The following is an 18,621-nucleotide window of genomic DNA, read 5'->3' as shown; positions in this document are numbered from 1 at the left end:
ATGGCAATTTGCATCCCACCGCTCGAGACAGCCTCTGCGGAGTCATCTGCTGAATTGCGTCTGTTTGCAGCGTTGGCGTCGCAGCTCAATGACGACTTTCTTGTCTTGCACTCCGTCGCTTGGATCGCCAAGCCAAAGGGCAATGGCCCACGTGATGGAGAAGTCGACTTCCTGATTTGTCATCCGCGTCGGGGCCTCTTGATAATCGAGGTCAAGGGTGGCCGCGTCGATCTGGACTATAGCACTCGCCGCTGGACCTCCACTGACCGCCACGGCGTTTTGCATGATATTAAGAACCCGTTTGATCAAGCGAAGCGAGGTAAATTTGGCATCTTAGAAAAGCTTGCAGAAGTTCCTCAATGGCGTCAGCTCAACATTGGACGCTTTCCTTTGGGGCACTCGGTGTTCTTGCCAGACGTTGACAACGCTTCGCAACTCGCAGGGCCAGACGCGCCAACCAAAATTATCGGAGACCGGCGCGATTTGGTTGATGTCGCACGATGGGTTGAAGAAGCTTACAGTTACTGGACAGAACCTGACGCAGGCCGACGGATAGCGCAACTCGGTCAGCCTGGCATTGAGGTTATTCGGCGGGTTTTTGCTCGTGTCGCCTCGACCCGAGCGCTAATTTCCGCTCGCCTCCACACTGAAGAGCAAGACCGCATATCATTTACTGAACGGCAGACATCGATCCTGGACCTTTTGTCTCGCCAAAGACGCGTCATGATTGCCGGTGGCGCCGGGACAGGGAAAACACTTATCGCCCGCGAGAAAGCCGTTCGTACAGCTGCCGGGGGATTGCGCACTCTACTCGTCTGCTACAATAGAGGACTTGCCGATCATCTTAGAGAGCAGTGTTCTGGTGTAGACGGTCTAGATGTCGCGACCTTCCACCAACTTTGCACTCGGTGGATTGAGAGAGCGAAGAACGAACTCAGACGTGATTTTTTAAGTGAGGTTCGCCGAGAATATCCGGCAGGAAATGAATTTGACAATCACCAACCCATTGCACTCGCGCACGCTGTGGACGCTTTAGGTCCCCGCTACGACGCGATAATTGTCGACGAAGGCCAGGACTTCGCGGATGATTTCTGGATGCCCCTAGAAATGATCATGACAGATCACTCAGGGGGGCTGTTTTACGTGTTCCTCGATGAAAACCAAGACATCTATAAGCGCTCTTCGTCGGTCCCTGTGGCGGGAGAGCCTATGGTGCTCGATAAGAATTGCAGGAATACCAGCTTTATTCACGATGCCGCATATCGTCATTATCGTGGGGCAAGTGTTCAGGCACCGCCGATCTCCGGCACCGCTGTTGAACTTCTGGCAGCGTCGGATCTGGGAAAGCAGGCCCGTGCCATTGCCTCTCTCGTAACCAGGCTTGTGGCGGAAGAAGGTGTGCCACCTCACGAAATTGGCATTCTACTTTGCAGCGCCCGAGATCGCGAAACCTTCGAAACGGTGTTAGCAGCCTCGACAATTCCAAAGGCGGCCAAATGGGGACGACTTGAGAGTTACGGTCCTGGATCAGTTACGGTCGACTCCGTAGCTCGGTTCAAGGGGCTTGAACGCTCCATTATCGTGCTCTGGGCTTTGGACAATTGTGATCCAGAACGGGATCGCGAGATCCTCTATGTTGGCATGTCCCGCGCTAAGTCTTTGCTCTACATCTGTGGGACAAAAGAAGGGTGCGAGAGGGCAATCGGATTGCGTAGCCGCTAGAACGGACTGACCTGCCATTCAACAGACAACGAATTCGCTGCACAGCTTCCTTGGGATTTCTGTGAAATGCCATCGCGTGCCGGTGGTCCCATGGAACACCCGACCATGACGCAAATGACTGAGGCGCTTTCGCCTCGTCGACTTTCGGATCGCACGATCCGAATTCTCATACATGTCCTCTTGTCGGACGACGGGAAGTCGTAGGCCACCACCCCAACCCGAGACCTTTGCTCGGAACAATGTCAGTGACAAAAACGTCCTCTTGGGGAGGATAGAGGGGCGTTATGCCCAACTTTTCGATTGCGGCATTCCAGCTTTTAGGAATGTAATCGTCAACGGCGGCGGCAGTCTTGAAGAAAGAACTCCCAACGAAAACCAGGAACGCGGCGACGGCCAAGGCCGCAATAGCCTTCGCTATCCGCGTCAACCAAGTCTTCCCTAGCCCTAATCGCTCTTCTAAGGATCTCGATGGTGCAATTGGAGCAGGGGTATTAGCATTTGCCATAGGCGCTCGCTGTTGAAACTCACGACAACACGCCCTGGGGCTTTGGTTCTCTGCACATTTAGCTTTAACTTGCGCTGAGTTACGACCTTATCGCCCGCATCTGCTGTAACACGGCGTCCGCGACTGCAGCCATTGCTAACGTCCTGTTGTTGACCGCGTCAGGCCCAGAGATAAGGAGCTTTTCAACCGATGGGTTGGTAATGAACTCCGCCTCAATATAGGCGGCCCTGCAGGGGTCGCGACGCTCGTCATTGCCAAGGTTGTGATCATTCAACACCCCGAATCCAGGTAAACTTGGATTACCCTGGTTATCGGGCTTAATCCCTCGATCCCTCGCGCCGCTATCCAGCGCCTTTAATTGCTTAAACAATGCTGTCTGTACTGCCTGCGCGAACGTCATATCGTCCTGAAGGTTTATATTGCCGTTTTCCTTTGCCCGATAATAAGTCTCAGTTCCCCGGGCACTCCCACTTTGACTGCCGTTAAAATGCAGGCACAGGAAAAGCTTAGCCTTGTGATCGAAGGCGAACCTAGCTCGCTCTTTGCCCGGGAGGTTCTTATCCGTCTCGCGCGTCATCACGACCTTGAGACGCTCGCTTCGCTGAGCTCGCGCGTAAATTTGGTCACGCAATATAAGCGAAAAGTCGAGCGCGAGCTTCTTTTCCTTCACACCGCTCACCGATATCGCATGGTTCGCATCGCTTCCTGGCAAATTTTGAATACCACCATGACCAGGATCAATCACTATTACACCAAGATCATCGCCGCGTCCGTCGTCGTTCTCCTGATCGCCGTGAGGACCGTCGGCTCGCGCCCGAACCGCCTGTTCTAAAAGCGATGTTGCTTCGGGCAAAAGACTTATCACCTTGTCCGCGTAACTCTCGTCACCAGCGTAGATCGGTCCAATGAATTTGATGAATTCTTCCGGTGTTGAAACATTCGCCTCCCAGCCTGAGTATGGAGAGCGATTAAGAAAGACCCAGTAACCGGTGATGAAGTTCTCGATGGTGGCAAATTTGCAGTAAAAATCCGCGCCATCATGCGCTTCATATTGAATGCGCGTAGCAAAGCCCGCCATCTCTTTCCGCCACTTTAAGCCACCGAAGTTGTAGTGCTTAACCGAAAGTTCGGATGTAGCCCGACCACTTTCAAGCATCCATTGGGCTAATACGATCCCCCGCAATTGAGGATGCCTCAAATCATCATCGCTAAATATGGTTACCAGTCGCTTCAGAAGTTCGTTCGCAGCCATTTCGCCCCCCTCCAGCAAAAATATGCCAACCCGCCAACCAGCGGGGCATCTTACCCCAAATCGCGATCTACTTATCCGTTTCCCCCAAGGCGAAGCGGATCCCACCAATCTGACATTACATGATACATGCAAATTCTAACACGTTTTGATTGATTTCGAGAGCGAGGATTTTCTAATGGCAGTAGTAATAATTGGTTATATTTGAGCAAGAATTTCTACTTCAAGACATCGCTCAATATCTGTCCGCATGTAGCGTTTGTCACATCGTTGTGCTCTGCAATAAACTTGTCTGCCAGTATCGAATTGATTTTCGCACTCTGCAATTTGATTGGCATCGATTGGTGGAGGACGACGAGTTCTTTAGGAAGGAGCTGCGGACCATTGGCTCCCATCGCTCCATATTTATCATCTGGTCCACCCAATGCACTCGCGATATCCCGTGCCAAGCGTGATGCCAACGGATAGGCTACGGTACACGCAGAGTCATTGTGCGTGTGGGTCACGACCATCGGTCCAGCGACTTTTCCGATTACACTGTGAAAGGCACCGGGGGTCCCATCGACATTGGCTGCAAGGCCATTGTGCGAATAGGCAGCCTGGAGCAATGTGATCGAGAAAAGTTTGCAGCTCGGATTGTCTTTCCAAGCGTTAGCGGCGGCTGTAACGAGACGGCCACCAAAACTGTGTCCAACGAGATGAAGACGAACAGGTTTTTTCGGAGCCAGCCCACTTAAAACTCGGATCGTAAGCGCCCCACCGACGACACCGGAACGCTTTTTCATTTCGAAGTATGTGAGTTGATTCAGAAATCGCGCTACTGCCGCCTCTGTACCGTGCACCAAGCTTGTCAATGCATCACCGATACCCTGCGCTTGTCCATTTCGATCCTGCTTGAACACAGGTGGGCTCGACATGGATGCCAAAATTTGTTGCGCTTCGTTGGCGTTAGCGGTCGCTTTGTTGATGCGCTTTGCATCGGTATCGAGTTCACTATCGAAGCCTTTTCCCATCGTGTTCAAGAGATTTTGAGCGGCCGAAAAAAGGGCCTTTGCAGAGTTGTTTGTAATCTGTTGCACAAGCGCAGCCTTGGCCATGGTTAGCGTGGCTTCTGCCTTATCGCCGAAGAAGTCTTCGAACCCGTCGAAGAGGGCGGTCATTTCCGCCGCGCTAAGTTTCCGCGGGCCTCCGCTTTGGGGGACTCCTTGGGCAACCTGACCATTTACGGAAGCTTGATCAAAATCGGTCGCATACTGTTTCGCTGGCCACACCACGCCTACAATCAGCGTGTTTCTCGCTCGTTCCTGGTCAAGGTGAGTGTTTCCCCAAAGCGTACCATAGAGCAGTTTCGCGTCACTTCGAGTGTTTTTCCACCCATGTGACATGACCACCAGATCTCCGAATTCTTGAGCTGCGAGCGCGGTTTTCAAAGCATCGACATCAGCTTTAGTTGGCTGCCCTGATTCATCGAACTCCAGCCATACGAATGGCGATTGCCCGAGCGTTTCCATTTCTTCCTCCTAAACCGCTTGAAGTGTTCTCATGAGGTCGATGAGACCCGCGCCTTGGAATTCCGGCCGTCGCTTCAAATCGGTAGCTCCAGCCATGAAGAGCTCTTTGACCCGCTCTGGCTGTCCCAAAAACTCGGCGCGGACCGACAGGAAGGCCGCAATTGCGCCAGAGACGTGTGGGGCTGCCATAGAGGTGCCTGAGTCTTCCCGGAAACGCACCTCTCCCTTGGCGGGCGTCACTTTCGCATCACAAGAAATGATCCGCTCGCCCGGGGCGACAATATCAGGCTTCATGCGCCCGTCAGCTGTCGGTCCTTTGGAGGAAAAATAAGACACGCCGTAGCTGTGTGGTCGGTCACGGTGGGTTGATCCTACGGTGACCGCCAACGCGGCGTTTCCGGGATCCATGATCGTACCGAGGTGCGTAGCCCGCTCAATGCCACCGGTATGTTGCGTCACAGTCCCATAACCAGCATTACCTGCCGCAACAACAACGCAAACACCAGACCGGACCAATCGATCCACTTCAACACAAAGTGGACTTTGACCGGCGGCATACGAAACTGGATCAAATGAGTAGCCAAGACTGATATTCAATCCGTGGATTCTGAGCTTGCGACCGTTGTCGTTCATTCGTTGAATGAATCCAATCGCTGCGATCAGGCTGCTAAGATCGCCCTCTTCCGCATTCTTTAGAACCTTCAAGCTTAGAATTTTGCAATATGGAGCAAGCCCCGCAATCTCGTCTTTGAAGGGTCGGTCGACGGATGTCGAGGTTTGATCCTCGTTCTCTTCATTCGTTCGGACCGTGATCTTTTTTATAGAACCGGACCGCTTGATTGTTGTTCTTCCAGCGATAATCCCGGCCACGTGTGTGCCATGACCATCTCCATCCACCAACGCCGCCGCCGAACTCTCTCTCTCAGTCGAATGATTTTCCGTAAAATCATGATGAAATAGAATACCATCGAGCGAAAGTGTCTCGTGAACCGTGAAGTGTGAATGCTGCCCGTCGACTCCGGTATCAGCTAGCGCCCAAACAATTCCTTTTCCGGCCGCAGCAAAGGATGCTCGGGCTGCGTCACATTTGATGGTGCGGACAGACTCGTAAACGCAGCGTTCAAGCTTATGATCAAGCCAAATCTTATAAACGATGCGCGTTCCGCCAGTGGACCAATTTGAAAGCTTATCGATTGTGCCCTTGGTCAAATTCGCGAAGACATAGCTGTCAGTCCAGAGAGATTTTCCGATATCAACACGGTCGCCATCTTTGAAAGTCTTTACCAGAAGACCGATTTCCCTCGGGCTTATGATTGGCTGACTCAACTCTTGATAAGAGTTAGCGTCGCGTTTTCCTTCAGGAGTCTGGCGGTAGGCTCGGAAAAGCGTGTCCCTTGCTCCGTGTAGACCTCCGAGAAAGTCGAGGTTGCATTCTATGATGACTTTGAATGTCTTGACAGCCGATTGCTCCCCACTTCGCTGCTTTATAGCGTCAGCTAGATCCTTGCTTATGCGTGATCGCGTCAGAGTCGTTTGAACAGTCTCTTTGGTTTCCATCCCAACGCCCACCCTGCCCGTAGCGTAAGTCTATCTCGGAATGCGGTTAGTGAATTGACGGCTGTTAGGAAAGACCCTGCTGCACAGCCAAATATATTAGTAAGTATTTACCTGTGGTTGTCAACGATGTCGTATTACTTTGCCTTGCGTTGCGGATTATTCTCTTTGGACCTCTTCGATTGACCTTTCAGACTGGTTAAAATGAAGAGTTCGGCGGCCATTTTCTCCGCGTCTGCGGATGTCGCTCACAGAAAGGCGTGGCCTGCTAAGCTTGGAAGCCTTGCCTACAACTTTAAAGAAACACGTCGAGTTGTCGTTGACAGATAGTAAGCGTCCGGTCACGCCGTTTGACCGTGGATACCGGCCTTCCATGGCAATAGTTCATCGATCCTTGTGATCGGATGATCAGCGATACGGGTTAGACGTCGCGAAGATATGCTTCGGGATCAAGGCCGTTGAGCTTTGCCGTTTCGATCAGCGACAGGATCCCGGCTGCGCGTTCGCCGCCTTTGTCTGATCCTGCGAACAGCCAGTTCTTCCTGCCGAGGGCAATCGGCCGGATCGCCCGTTCTGCGGCATTGTTGTCGATCGCGACACGGCCGTCTTCCAGGAACAGGTAGAAGGAGGACCATCGGCTCAGGCCATATCGGACCCAAGGTTGAAGCATTCCGCCTCGGGGCCGAAGCTCAACTGACCCGCATACCAGGCAAGGGCGACCTGGCGGCAGCCTACCGGTATCGGGCGGCTGGGCGCAGGCGCCTGCACCTTCTTCTCGCAGCAGCGGCAGGCTTCAATCGGGCGACCTCGATCACCTTCATCTGCGCAGCAATCATGTCGAGGATTTCGCTCGCGTCCTCGCCGACCAGACGTAATTCACCTCCGCAATCGGGGCAGCAGGAGCCAGGATCGAGTTCTCGGCGCTCGCGAACCGCATTGTCCGACACACGCGGGCGTCGGCGCATGATCTTTTCGATCGTGCGGACATAGGTGATTGTTGCCATCAGGCTGCCTCGGCGGAGATGTTGGCGACGGGCAACCAATTCCATGGAAGCACTTCGTCGAGTCGATTGATCTTGTGATCATGGATGCGGTCAAGCACATCGGTCAGGTAGGCCTGCGGGTCGAGGTATGTCGCTGAAACTCTCGGCGAGGATCCAGAGCTTCTTCGGGCAATCGTCTCCAATGATGATAATCTGACCTACGGCAGCAGCATCACCGTCTATAACGGGGAGGATGAATCCGTCACTGCGCTGACAGACGACGGCATGGAGGAACTGGAACAGATGCTGTCCTACGCTCGCCGCTTAACTCAGGAATGGAATGACTTCCTTGACTGTTTTGTGGATGACGAACAGCTCATCGCTCGCATCAAAGCGAAATCTCCGCGGTAGCAATCGGGCGGTTACGATCCTTTGCGACCGCGTGGTGAAATGCAGACAAACGGTTACGAATGCTGCGCTCCTCAAACGAACGTCAGCGGCGGGCTCGAGATCAGGGAATTATCTGGCCCGGGGCGGTACCAAACTGAAACAGGCAGCCGCATCCGGAACCCACAGGGCTAGGCTGGTTTATAAAACATAATCCATACTGGGTGATGCACCTAGCCCCCAAGGCTTGCTGCCTCTGTTGGTACTGAGGCGCAAATCCAGGCTGCACACTTTGATTGAACCGAGGACCTGGGGGAGGAAACATAGGTGCTGGAGACCAGCGTTGCGGCCCGTTCCATTGCTGAGCGACCGCTGGAGCAGCAATCAAACATGCACTGAAGAATAGCAGAAGCTTGCACGTCACGCTCATTTTCATCCCCTAAACTTGTGGCGGATCTTGAGTGAAAATCTCTCGCTTTGGCCTGTGCAATATTACTTCTAGGATGTCTTGAGCCTCACTAGGCACGGCTTCGGTTTCATCGATCCAGTTTTGGAGTTTCTCCGGCGCGACTTTGCAGCGCTCTGCGATATCATTTTTTGAAAGTGGAAAGTTTTCCATTGCCGCTTTCAATCCAAACCCCCACCGGTCAACAAAGCTATTGTTGAACTCACCGAAATACTGGTTTGAGCGCATTTTAAATGCAGAGATCGCTCTGTCTGAAAGCAGTCCCGACGCCAGTGCCAGGAGCGCAATTACGAAAGGATTCAGCCCCGTGGCCGATGTCTTTGGATCCTCGTTGCTAATTGCGAGATATCCACCGCGGAACAGCGAGTAGAATATCAACGCACATATGAGCCCAAGTAATACAATTATCCAGAAACCGCGCCATGTAGGCGGCTTCCCAGTTTGCGACGCTGTTAGAATGATCTTGAGCAAACCACCGAGAACTCCGCACATGCCGGTAAGTGTAAACGCGAGAAAGTCAGGCGGCGAAATCAGAATATGCTTAAGCACACCGAAAGACAAAGCGTCGTAAAACAGATATTGCGATACCAATTCAAAATTACGCTGTCTGGATGCGAACTCGGCGGCACCGGGGGATCTGGAACTCGAAGTCGAACTATCGAACAGTTCACTCGTATCCCCGCCCCTGCCGACTACTATTTCCGCTGAAACCGGATCATCCCGCGAAGGTGCTTGCGGGCCAATCTCGGAGCCTGGCGGAACATTTGTAGGTAAACCCGATGCGGCCGAGGTTATATCGTTTGCCGATGCCATATCGGAATTCGTAACCGGGTTCCCTTGCGGTTTTGAGGTTCCATCTGATCCGGTTTGGTTACCTGCTGCTAGGTTGCCACTGACAGCGCTATTGGAGAGACTTGCGGCAGAAAACGAGGACAGATCATCACCAAGCTGTGTTGAAAGGTAGCAGTCGTCGACAGAAAAGCTCCTGTAACCATTCATATTGGTTGCCAGTCTGAGAACCCGTGTGCAAGTCGAATAAAGGGCACTGCTAGCTTTAAAATATTTCGGGAAGTAAATGTTGTACAGATCAACATTCAATTTCGCGATCGGCCTTAGCTCTTTTCTATGGAGACCTAAAATGTTGTCCTGTAGTCCATCCAGATGGAGGGCATCATGGACGGACTTGACGGTCGATGGTTCGTCGAAATTTGAGCTCGGGCCAGTTTCGGAATCGCTTAGTTTATCGGACTTGTTTGCGCTCGCTAAAGATTGCTGATCCGCTTCGTTGAACGGGATTGTCTGCATAAATGCGTTGCATACCTGTAGCCCCGCTGGGGTTAAATTGAGCGAACCGCAGATTCGCTCAATTCTGAACTGAACCTCCTGTTGCTTTGAAACAAAGTCGATTTTTGAATTTTCTTTCGCGTCTCGCACCTCGTCAAGAGACGCCTGCTCTTTGCGCATTCGGCTGTCGAGCTCAGCTTGGAGCACAACATCGCCGGACGTGATATCCGCCGACGAGTTGAGCAGACGTGCCTGGTATTGCATGAACCCGATCAACGCTCCGGACATAACGACCAAGGCAATTGAAAGAATGCATGCCGCGACGAGAGCTAAGGATGCCCCAGAAGACACCGCTGTTTTTCGAAACAGCAGCCTCATTGAAGAACTTTGCCCCATTGTCGCCATTGCCCTTCCCCCTTTGACCACTTAAGCAAAAGAATTCCGACAGGCTTAAAAACTTTATGGATAACAAAATTCAGCTGCTTGGAGCTGTGCGAAATCGCAAAAATACCGACATTCAACGTATCAGCAACAATTGTACGTTGCAATGTAATTAGTTTTGGGCCTGCTGAGGCGCAAGTTGCTAACTCGGGGAGAAATGCAGGAGGCGCATTGATCTGCTGGCCCTTTGCGTGAACGCCCGTCGGGGAAACGCATGGCTTTTGTCTTGGCTATCCTTCTCCAGTCGATCAACCTGCCGACATTCAAAAACGTTACTGGTCGAGAGCCGCGGCAGGTTTCGCTAAAACAACGTGTGATCCAGGCAGTTTGAAGCTTCGTCATCGGTCCACGCGACAACAGAGAAGGGCGTTCACCGGTCGACCGGGGCTGATCTACTTTTTTCCTTCTAGACCTCACTTTACAGCGGTAGCTCCTTTGTTCTGCGGAGAAGAAGCGTCCGAATGCACTTCGAGTGCCTGGGAACGCGTTCCGCCATCGGCCAGAAATCGATAGGCAAAATATTGGCTTGCCTGTGCCTTCTCCAAATTCGAAAGCCTCGTACGTATGTCGTTCGCTGCCTTGGCAAATGCGATAGGATCAGATGTGAGCGCCTCGGCATCTGTTAGGATCTCCTCTGCTTGAATTCTGCCCGTCTCTCGTAGGGCCCAAGATTCCTGCAGGTGGAATTGGCTAGTCAGGGCAGCGATTGCTGTCGAAAGTAAAGGGAGAGCCAGTGTGACAACGCGCCAGGTCTCTGACTTTTTTGACAATTCTGCCCCTACAAAAAGCGCTGTGAGGAACGAAAGTATGATGATGCTTAAAGTACTGTAGGAATAGAGAACCTGACTGATGCGACCGTTTGTGCGATACCAAAAGTCCGTCTTCTTGACCTGGCATATGATGTTCAGCCTACCGAGGATCATTGGGTCCGCACCTGCCGCTGCATCTCCTGACGCAGCCGGTTTCTTCAAAAGCTCTTCTACCTGTTTGCACTCATGGGGCATATCGATAACCGGCTTATAGCTTTCGTAGACAAAATATGAAAAGAAAAGCCAACACCCGGCGATAATAACAAGAGCGCTGAAAGTAGCAGCAACGAACGTCGTTGTAGGTCGCATTATAAGTTTCCCCTAAGAACTGCTCTTTACAAGCGTGTTGTCATCGGCCGACTACGAGGAAAGGACCAACCGCTTCGTTTTTGAACGCGATGGCAACGTTATCCGACATTCGAAGTCTATGCTTTAGGGGAGAGCACCAAGGAAGCCCTTGATGGCATCGACCGCCCCGGCCGCGAGAGTAAGATCAGCGATGTTGTCATCTATCTCCTGGCCTATTTTTTTCAAATCCGCTGCGGCATCCAAAATCGATTTTGATGCCCTGTAGTCCGACCATCCTGCTGAAAGCTGAAGATTGCTAAGTCGAGTCTGCTCCTTCCATAGATCGCCCGACCGCTTCGCATACATCATCAATTTATCGCCATCGTTGGTGCGCTCGACCAATTCATGTGTGGCTCGGAACTCCGCGTCCACTCCTTGAAGGGCTTCGGCGTTGGTAAGGGCCTTTGCCTCAAAGTTTGCGACGAAAAACCGATTACTCTTATTCGACTTTCGAAAGTCACTTTTGGAATGCAGCTTCACAAGTTCGGCAACCTTCGTCCGAGATTTGTCTCCCTGGGAAATCGAGCTGGCCATCTCATGCGCCCTTTTCTAGCGCTTTCAGTAGCGCCGTTAAATCACTAGAAATTGACAACAGGTCCTCAACCTTGACCTTGGCAGTAGCACTTTGTTCAGCAAGCGCATGGTGTGCTTTTGCAATCTTGTCCAGAACGGAAACCGATGCGGCTGACGCTTCGACAGCGGTATTCGCCTCCGAGACGTCATCATTTTTTTTAAGAAAAGCTTCATATAAACTAGCGAGGTGGTCGGGATCGCGGATCATAATACGAGGTTTCGCTTTGTTTTCATCTGATGGGCCGGAAGCGGAAACCTTGGAGGCGTTGGTGCTCTCGCCTTCGGTGACGGGTGCTGCGGGGGCAGGCTCCTTCTTCTGCAACATCAATACTAGATTGAGCTTGCTGGCGTCCTCGTAGTGAACCAATGCGGTCGCAGTATTCCGATTGATGATCTGGAAATCGCGTTTCAAGTAGATCACAGCGGCCTGCAGGGCTGGATCGGTTCGTGATACGACCGCGTTTATCTTCTCAACGTATCCATTGCGGATTCCTGTTCCAATTCCCTTGCCAGCAATTGAGGCGAGAGGTGCGGCGATCGGGGCCGCGACAGGCACTGCAAGTGCAACGAGAGAAGCTGTGGACGTGACCAGTTTACCGGCAGCGGCCTGCAGCTTGTCAAGTTTCGCCGTGTCGGTAGCATTTTTGAGTGCTGCTCCATAATCCGCAAGAGCAAGCAATTCTTGGCGGCGCAGGTCGATATTATGCTCGCTAATGACAGTGGTCGGCTTCGGGACGAAGTTGAAATTTGTGTTGCGAATGAACGCTCCGGCCTGATCCTCACGTTCTGCGAGAAGTGCAACTTTCCTGTTCTCATCAGCAATGTCATTGAGAGCCTTTGAGCTGGCGTCAACCGCAGATCCGAACTCCGCAATGTGGGCTGTATCCGGCTCTCGTGCGCAACTAGCCAACAAAATTACTCCAACTGCAAAAGGATGTATTTTCATTGCCACTCCCCCATACCGCGATAATTGCACGTAATGCGAGATTTTGAAAGAGAGCCTTTAGCGTCAATTCCACCAGACGGTTTCACGACTGTGCAATTCCATCGATAAATGTTGGAAGTTGTCACGACGTTGATCCCAACCTCGTTCGGGGCTGCGTTCTCGAAAACTAGCGGGCTCCCGCCGAGCCGAGCGGAGCATCAATCGACGATCCTGCAACGCCCGTGACGGCCGTTGCCGCCGTAAAATCCGTCCGGAAACTTTGGTCGCGTCGACCAATCTAAACGAAGCGGTCCCAATCGCACTAACCGCGCCGAAAAGGTTTGCAAAGTTTCCCAAGCTTGCATCCCACCCCCATGGCCTACTCCCCCATGTTCTTCACAAAAAAACCCGCCTCGCTTCGCCCTGCCCCCGGACTGCCGATTAAGAGTTCATAAACGCCTGAAAAGCCTGCTGTCGCGCTAGCGTGTCGGCCGAGTAATCGTGACCCGTCGTCGTTTTGTCAGGATCGCCATTGGTGCTGAAATTGTAATACGCCCACGTCCCAGAATTATACGCTGCCACAGCCACACGAATTAGATCCGCGTCATTTGTGATGGCTTTCCCCGTAAACGACCTGCCGCCAACCGAAATTCTTTGTCCCTGGCTGAGACGAATAGCGTCGCGCTTCATGTCGAGCACTTGGGCACCCTTGAGGACGCCCGCTTCGACATTCTTCCATTGGCCAGAATGACACCAGTCAGGAAAGCTACCAACGTCAATTTGCATGACGCCGTAGCCGTGACCGTGGTCACCGATAATGCTTTGCATGTTGGTTTCGCGCGATGCAATACCGAGCAGAAGACTTGTGCTGACACCGCACTTATTGGCCGCTGTCTCAAAGAACGGGAGCCAGCCTTTGTCAGAAGCAGACTTGTATTGCCTTCCTATGTCTCTTGCAGTCCAGCTTGGCATAGTATCCCCCCAACCAATCCAGAGTAGTACGAGTTTGCGCGTCTGTGTGCCTCACATACAACAAATCTAATTGCAATCTTTCGGGATTCGCAGGCATTAAATAAAATGCACGGCATCGTCTTCGACTGAAGAAGACTTACTTGGCGATCAAACGCGATACAATTAATACGAGCTATTATTAATTTCGCAAGACTAATTGTGGCTCAATCGTCTCAGACGTGCTTTTATTGTTATAAGCGTCCATCTCCACGTGTGTATTATGCGCCGGTTCCAAATCGGATGAACTCGGATCTTCGCGCAACTTCTTCTTGAATTGTTCGGCGCGTTGACGCTGTTTATGCCCCTTGCATGCGACGCCCAATGGTTGTTCTCACATCTCCCGACTTAGGTCGTAGTTCTTAAAGGAGGATAGCATGACGGTTCTGCCAGACTACCAAGGCATGAAATCAGCGTCGCATTTCGATCGTGTTCTAATCTTCCTTGCGTTGAGTTCCGCCACGATGTGTTGGGCGGTAACTGCTGCGCTCGGAGCTTCCACAACTCCGCCCAGTCAAACGATTGCGGTTGCATCTCCGTTCGACGCGCCCTCCTCCGATAAGGACGGAAAGCCAAGGGGAATTAGCGGCATGGCATGCCTCGGAACTGAGCAAGATGCTAGCCGGGTTTGCTCTGTCATAAATGACGAAGAGAAGTTCGGCCAATTTGCCATCCTCAGCAACAAAACCCTAACTCCGTCCAGTGATAGCGTTAAATTCATCGGAAAAAATGATGTAGGTGAAGGTGTCCTCGGCCGTCAGATGCCAGCATCCTGCCCTCACGGTTTAGCGAAGAAACCATTCGGGGAATTGGATGGAGAAGGCGTCGCAATTTCCGATGGGTATTTCTACGTATCAGGATCGCACTCATGTTCCGGGAACGGCAGTTTCAAGCCATCCAGTTACCTGCTCACTCGATTTGCAACGGCGGATGGGCAGCCAAATGATCACGTCGCAGTCGAAAGGACCTGGCGGCTTGGGGAGGCACTATTGGATAGCAAGGTTGCTGGCGCTTACGGCAAGGAAAAAACGGTTGGCACCAATGTAGAGGGCATTGCTATTTTACAAGGCCGTCTGTTTGCTGGTCTGCGGACGCCAGTGAATGACGACGTAGCCACCATTGTCAGTGCACCCGTCAATGAGCTTTTTGCACCTGGTGATGTAGCACTTCCTCAAGCGGACGTTCAAACGATCCAAGTCAGGCTCGGTCAGAGAGACTCTGGCATAAGGGATATAGCCGCGCTGTCGGGAAATAGGCTTCTCATTTTAGCTGGGCCAACTGAAAGTCAAAAGAACGTGCCCTACGAGCTGCGCACGGTCGATACGCTCGATAAGGACAAGGTAAATGAAAGTAGATTTCTCATGACCGTCCCTCAAGAAGATGCTGAAGACGAAATAGGAAAAGCAGAAACTGTGGTTGTGCTTGGAGAATCCCCGAACGGAATCGACGTTATGATCTTGTACGATAATATAAGTGAAGGCCGTCCGACCGAATACGATAACGTGCATTAGTCGCAACTAAGGCTTCAGTTTTTCCATAACCATGGGCGTTCGACCAGAGCGAGGCCTATAAGGTAACCGCCGTGTCACCGATCTTCTCAGAGGCCGCGATGTTCAGCGAGGTGTCCTGGAACTTCTGCGGGATGCAGAACAACCGATCCTCGCCAGCGACCTTTCGAAAAGGTTCATATCTAACCAGGGTTTCGAGCCATCGCTGATGGTGTTGGTGCCAATCTGGCTGGTCGCTTCTCCGGACTGCTCGAGCGAAGGGAACAGTCCGGCCACGGCACTAGAGAGGGAAGATGGCGGCTTTGGGGGATCGCTCGGTAACGATGCCGAGGATTGGAATGCCACATCAACAGGTCTTGACGCGTCGGTCGTTTCACTCACAGGTAAGCTATATATTCTGAAACATCGAAGCAGAGAGAAACCGATGTCCGAGGATTCCGAAGTTCAGAAACGCCTGATCAACCAGCTTTCGTCTGTCATCGACGCGATGAAGGCTCTGAACGAGCGTATCTCTGGCAACCTGGAAACCTTGGGACGCTTCGAGGCGGAGTTCACGAAGCTATCGCGCCAAAACAACCAGCTCAGAAATGACATCCTGGACGTGAAGTCTGAGGTTGATCAGTTTCGGTCCGAAGCAAACCAGAGGCTTCAGGCGCTCCTTCATCGCATGGACGAGATCGAGAACGTCGTTGACGGCAATTCCAATCGCATCAGGGAGTTGCGAGTCGAGGGGCGCGGCCAGTACAACGACAGTCTTACAGCTATATAAGACGGCTTCCAGAACGGCATCTCTTTTCGTGAACCTTCAGAACGCGTTGTCGAGTTAGAGCATCGAGTCGGGATGGAGCCCTTGTCGGTCCACGAGAGTTCGTCGCGAACAATCGACAACAGATACCGATTCTTCTTGACCGCGGTCTCGGCGGTGCAAACCTTGGTCCTCGATCCATCCCTTCGCCCATTTGAATACGAACGAGAAGAAACCGCGCAGTGATGCAAAAAATCAGAGGCCGCTCGATCCCAACACGCGGCAGAAAAGGGCAGCAAGCGCCATCTGTTTAAGATTGGCCACCGACGCGTTGCCTAAACTAGGTGATCCGACCACGACAGCGAGGCACATTGCCCGAGAAATCGCGACGTTCAGGCGGTTCTTCGAGAACAGAAAGTCCATGCCGCGAGGACTCTCGTTCACGTCTGAAGAGCACATCGACATAATTACGACGGGAGCCTCCTGTCCCTGGAACTTGTCGACGGTCCCAACCTTAGCCCCCGCCCCTAGAGCGTCCTGGAGCTTTCGACGCTGGTGATTGTAAGGGGTGATGAACAGGATGTCTGAGAGGGTGAGCGGCCGCGGCTTTCCATCCTTCATGACACTTGCAGTGAGAAGCTCAGCTACAATCCCTCTAATTGCCACCACTTCCTCGTCGGACGCTTGAGTGTTTCCTTCATGGTCAACCCCATGAAACATGATGCCTGTTGACTTCAAACGGGAATTCGGTCCCGGAATAATATACCGCGTCGCGGCTACCGGCTCCCCATGCAGGCGTCCTTCATAAATCGCGTGCGAGATAAAGCTGCAGACGTCAGGATGCATGCGGTACGATGTTGGCAGAAAAACCCCAAGGTCGGGAGGGATCGTAGCTCTACCTTGCATGTAAAACTCGAGAAGCGACATTCCGCTTTCGCCCGGATGCACGCCCTGTGCGGGTTGTGGAAGCTGCATCTGGTCGCCCATTAGCACGATGTTTCTTGCGGACATGCTCGTGCCGACAAGGTTGGCGATAGAAACTTGTCCCGCCTCGTCGATGAACAGATAGTCGTAAAGCCCCTGCATCCGTTCATTCGCGAATGTCCAGGCCGTTCCGCCCACAAGAACTGGCTGACCGGTCATATGCTTTAGCGCCCCGGTGGCGTCCTTAACGACGAAGACGTCGGGTTTGTCATACAATTCCGGATCACGATTGGGATCTCGATCGACCTTGACCAATTTGACGACCACTCGTTCATCCTGTGCCGCCTTGCGAACGCCCGAGATGAGATTGTTGATCGCCTTGTGACTGTTGGAGGTGACGGCGATCTTCTTGCCATCGCGCAACAACGCCAGAATGGTATGGCTTGCAGTATAGGTTTTGCCAGCACCGGGCGGCCCTTGGATGCACAAACAAGACGACTGCAGATTCCTGATCACTTCGATGACTTGCGGAAGCAGCTCGCGATCTGAGGAGATGATCGGGCCTTCCACATTCCCAAGGATGCGTGGCCTGGATCTTGTCAGAAAATCGACGAGGGCGGACGGTGGAAACCTGTCAGCCTCGCCAGCAATGACCGCCTTCTTGATCGCCGCCGGAATGGGAGCTGGCCGAACGTATTCGTATGGTACCAGCGATATTACTTTCGGAGGTGAGGAAGACGACACAACGCAGACTAAGCCTAGCCTTTCGTCAATTTCATCAAGTGAAACTCGGGATCTCTCCATCCCTACGATTTCGTATTCCTTTGCGTTGCTTTTGAAGTCCTGGTTGGCGTCGAAACCGTATTCATACACGCCGCCAGCCTGTGGAGGGGTTTCCGTCCTTACCAGACCTGCGAGGCAGTCTGGATCGTCATAGAGTTCGACATCGGTCATCGCGACGCGGTCGAAATATTTCCACCACATTGGCTTCGCCTCGCGTTCATGAAACTCGAGCGAATGAGCCAACAACTCGATCGCAGTCGCGGTGGCGGCTTTTCCGTTGCTGCGTTCGTCGTCCGCCTTGTTTAGCAAGGTCTCGCGGTAGGATGAAATCTGTTCTTTCTCTTCCTTCCTTGGCGGCTGCTTCATTTCGCTCGAACCACGGAATTCAACGTTGCCCTGTGTCTGGCAAGCTCTCAACCAGCGCGTCAACTCCTCAGTAGAATCACAGTCGTCCTTGTTATAGTCACGGATATCGCGAAGGGTCTCAGAGGTTGTCCAATCCAGACCATCCGGCTCGTCGCGCCACATTTCGTAGACGACAACAGAGTCGCCTCCGGAGGCGACCTGGGTATCGCGTTTTGGTCGATACAGGTGCTCGATGTTCTTGATCGAATATCGCGGCTCCCCAACGATCAACGCCTGCCGGACGATCTGATACAGATCGATGAAGACATTGTTTCTGAGCAGCTGGTCGACTTCGAATTCGCAAACTCCGTGCCTTCCCATGAGGCGCCGGACGGCGCTAACCTCGTAGGCGGCATAATGGTAGTGACCTGCCACTGCGAATTTCCTCCAAAATTGATTAGAGTTCGGCCTGACGAAGGACGGACGAATGAAGAAGCAGAGATTTACGGAAGAGCAGATCATCGGTGTGCTGCGTGAGCAGGAGGCTGGCG

Annotated in this window: 13 protein-coding genes and 3 pseudogenes; 4 read left to right on the top strand and 12 right to left on the bottom strand. The window is 52.6% G+C overall.

Going from position 1 to position 18,621, the window contains the following annotated elements; genetic code table 11:
- On the top strand, nt 1-1,722 hold the full coding sequence (locus CPY51_RS29915; protein WP_244598826.1) for an NERD domain-containing protein: 1,722 nt from the start codon (nt 1-3) through the stop codon (nt 1,720-1,722).
- 584 nt (nt 1,723-2,306) lie between these two features.
- Here CPY51_RS29915 and CPY51_RS29905 read toward each other — a convergent pair.
- From CPY51_RS29905 to CPY51_RS29880, 6 genes and pseudogenes are all read right to left on the bottom strand, one after another.
- On the bottom strand, nt 2,307-3,479 hold the full coding sequence (locus CPY51_RS29905; protein WP_111163999.1) for an N-acetylmuramoyl-L-alanine amidase: 1,173 nt from the start codon (nt 3,477-3,479) through the stop codon (nt 2,307-2,309).
- A gap of 215 nt (nt 3,480-3,694) precedes the next feature.
- A complete protein-coding gene (locus CPY51_RS29900; protein WP_111163998.1) occupies nt 3,695-4,987 on the bottom strand; it encodes a hypothetical protein in 1,293 nt (430 codons plus the stop codon).
- A 9-nt stretch (nt 4,988-4,996) separates the two neighbouring features.
- On the bottom strand, nt 4,997-6,544 hold the full coding sequence (locus CPY51_RS29895; RefSeq protein WP_111163997.1) for a S8 family peptidase: 1,548 nt from the start codon (nt 6,542-6,544) through the stop codon (nt 4,997-4,999).
- Between the two features lie 338 nt (nt 6,545-6,882).
- Nucleotides 6,883-7,196 (bottom strand): annotated as a pseudogene (locus tag CPY51_RS29890) (IS66 family transposase); the annotation flags it as partial.
- A 76-nt stretch (nt 7,197-7,272) separates the two neighbouring features.
- Nucleotides 7,273-7,545 (bottom strand): IS66 family transposase zinc-finger binding domain-containing protein, encoded by a 273-nt coding sequence (locus CPY51_RS29885; RefSeq protein WP_420820760.1) that lies wholly within the window; start codon nt 7,543-7,545, stop codon nt 7,273-7,275.
- A pseudogene (locus CPY51_RS29880) lies at nt 7,545-7,670 on the bottom strand (transposase domain-containing protein); the annotation flags it as partial. The pseudogene CPY51_RS29880 and the gene CPY51_RS29885, both read right to left, overlap by 1 nt.
- A 1-nt stretch (nt 7,671) precedes the next feature.
- On the opposite strand from CPY51_RS29880, the pseudogene CPY51_RS33645 reads away from it, so the two are divergent.
- Nucleotides 7,672-7,935, top strand: a pseudogene (locus tag CPY51_RS33645) (hypothetical protein); the annotation flags it as partial.
- Between the two features lie 415 nt (nt 7,936-8,350).
- On the opposite strand, the gene CPY51_RS29870 reads toward CPY51_RS33645, so the two are convergent.
- The 5 genes from CPY51_RS29870 to CPY51_RS29850 all read right to left on the bottom strand — a co-directional run bounded on the left by CPY51_RS29870 (nt 8,351) and on the right by CPY51_RS29850 (nt 13,729).
- Nucleotides 8,351-10,066 (bottom strand): hypothetical protein, encoded by a 1,716-nt coding sequence (locus CPY51_RS29870; protein ID WP_111163996.1) that lies wholly within the window; start codon nt 10,064-10,066, stop codon nt 8,351-8,353.
- A 449-nt stretch (nt 10,067-10,515) separates the two neighbouring features.
- A complete protein-coding gene (locus tag CPY51_RS29865) occupies nt 10,516-11,220 on the bottom strand; it encodes a DUF4231 domain-containing protein (protein WP_111163995.1) in 705 nt (234 codons plus the stop codon).
- Between the two features lie 123 nt (nt 11,221-11,343).
- On the bottom strand, nt 11,344-11,793 hold the full coding sequence (locus CPY51_RS29860) for a hypothetical protein (RefSeq protein ID WP_111163994.1): 450 nt from the start codon (nt 11,791-11,793) through the stop codon (nt 11,344-11,346).
- A 1-nt stretch (nt 11,794) separates the two neighbouring features.
- The gene (locus tag CPY51_RS29855; protein ID WP_111163993.1) at nt 11,795-12,778 is read right to left on the bottom strand and encodes a hypothetical protein; all 984 of its coding nucleotides are present in this window, start codon (nt 12,776-12,778) and stop codon (nt 11,795-11,797) included.
- Between the two features lie 420 nt (nt 12,779-13,198).
- A complete protein-coding gene (locus tag CPY51_RS29850) occupies nt 13,199-13,729 on the bottom strand; it encodes a lysozyme family protein (protein WP_111163992.1) in 531 nt (176 codons plus the stop codon).
- A 413-nt stretch (nt 13,730-14,142) separates the two neighbouring features.
- Between CPY51_RS29850 and CPY51_RS29845 the strand changes: the two genes are divergently transcribed.
- Both CPY51_RS29845 and CPY51_RS32595 read left to right on the top strand, forming a co-directional pair.
- Nucleotides 14,143-15,276 (top strand): DUF3616 domain-containing protein, encoded by a 1,134-nt coding sequence (locus tag CPY51_RS29845; protein WP_111163991.1) that lies wholly within the window; start codon nt 14,143-14,145, stop codon nt 15,274-15,276.
- A 421-nt stretch (nt 15,277-15,697) separates the two neighbouring features.
- Complete coding sequence (locus CPY51_RS32595; protein WP_111163990.1) at nt 15,698-16,042, top strand: methyl-accepting chemotaxis domain-containing protein; 345 nt, start codon at nt 15,698-15,700, stop codon at nt 16,040-16,042.
- Nucleotides 16,043-16,273: 231 nt separating this feature from the next.
- Here the strand turns inward: CPY51_RS32595 and CPY51_RS29830 are convergent, their stop codons facing one another.
- Nucleotides 16,274-18,559, bottom strand: coding sequence for an AAA domain-containing protein (locus CPY51_RS29830; RefSeq protein ID WP_420820762.1), 2,286 nt, complete (start codon nt 18,557-18,559; stop codon nt 16,274-16,276).
- Nucleotides 18,560-18,621: the final 62 nt, after the last annotated feature.

Source organism: Arminella tubonensis, from assembly GCF_003240585.1.
GTDB lineage: Bacteria > Pseudomonadota > Alphaproteobacteria > Rhizobiales > Rhizobiaceae > Rhizobium > Rhizobium tubonense.
The sequence above is the reverse complement of the archived record's forward strand: the minus strand, read 5'-3'. Positions and strand labels throughout refer to the sequence as shown.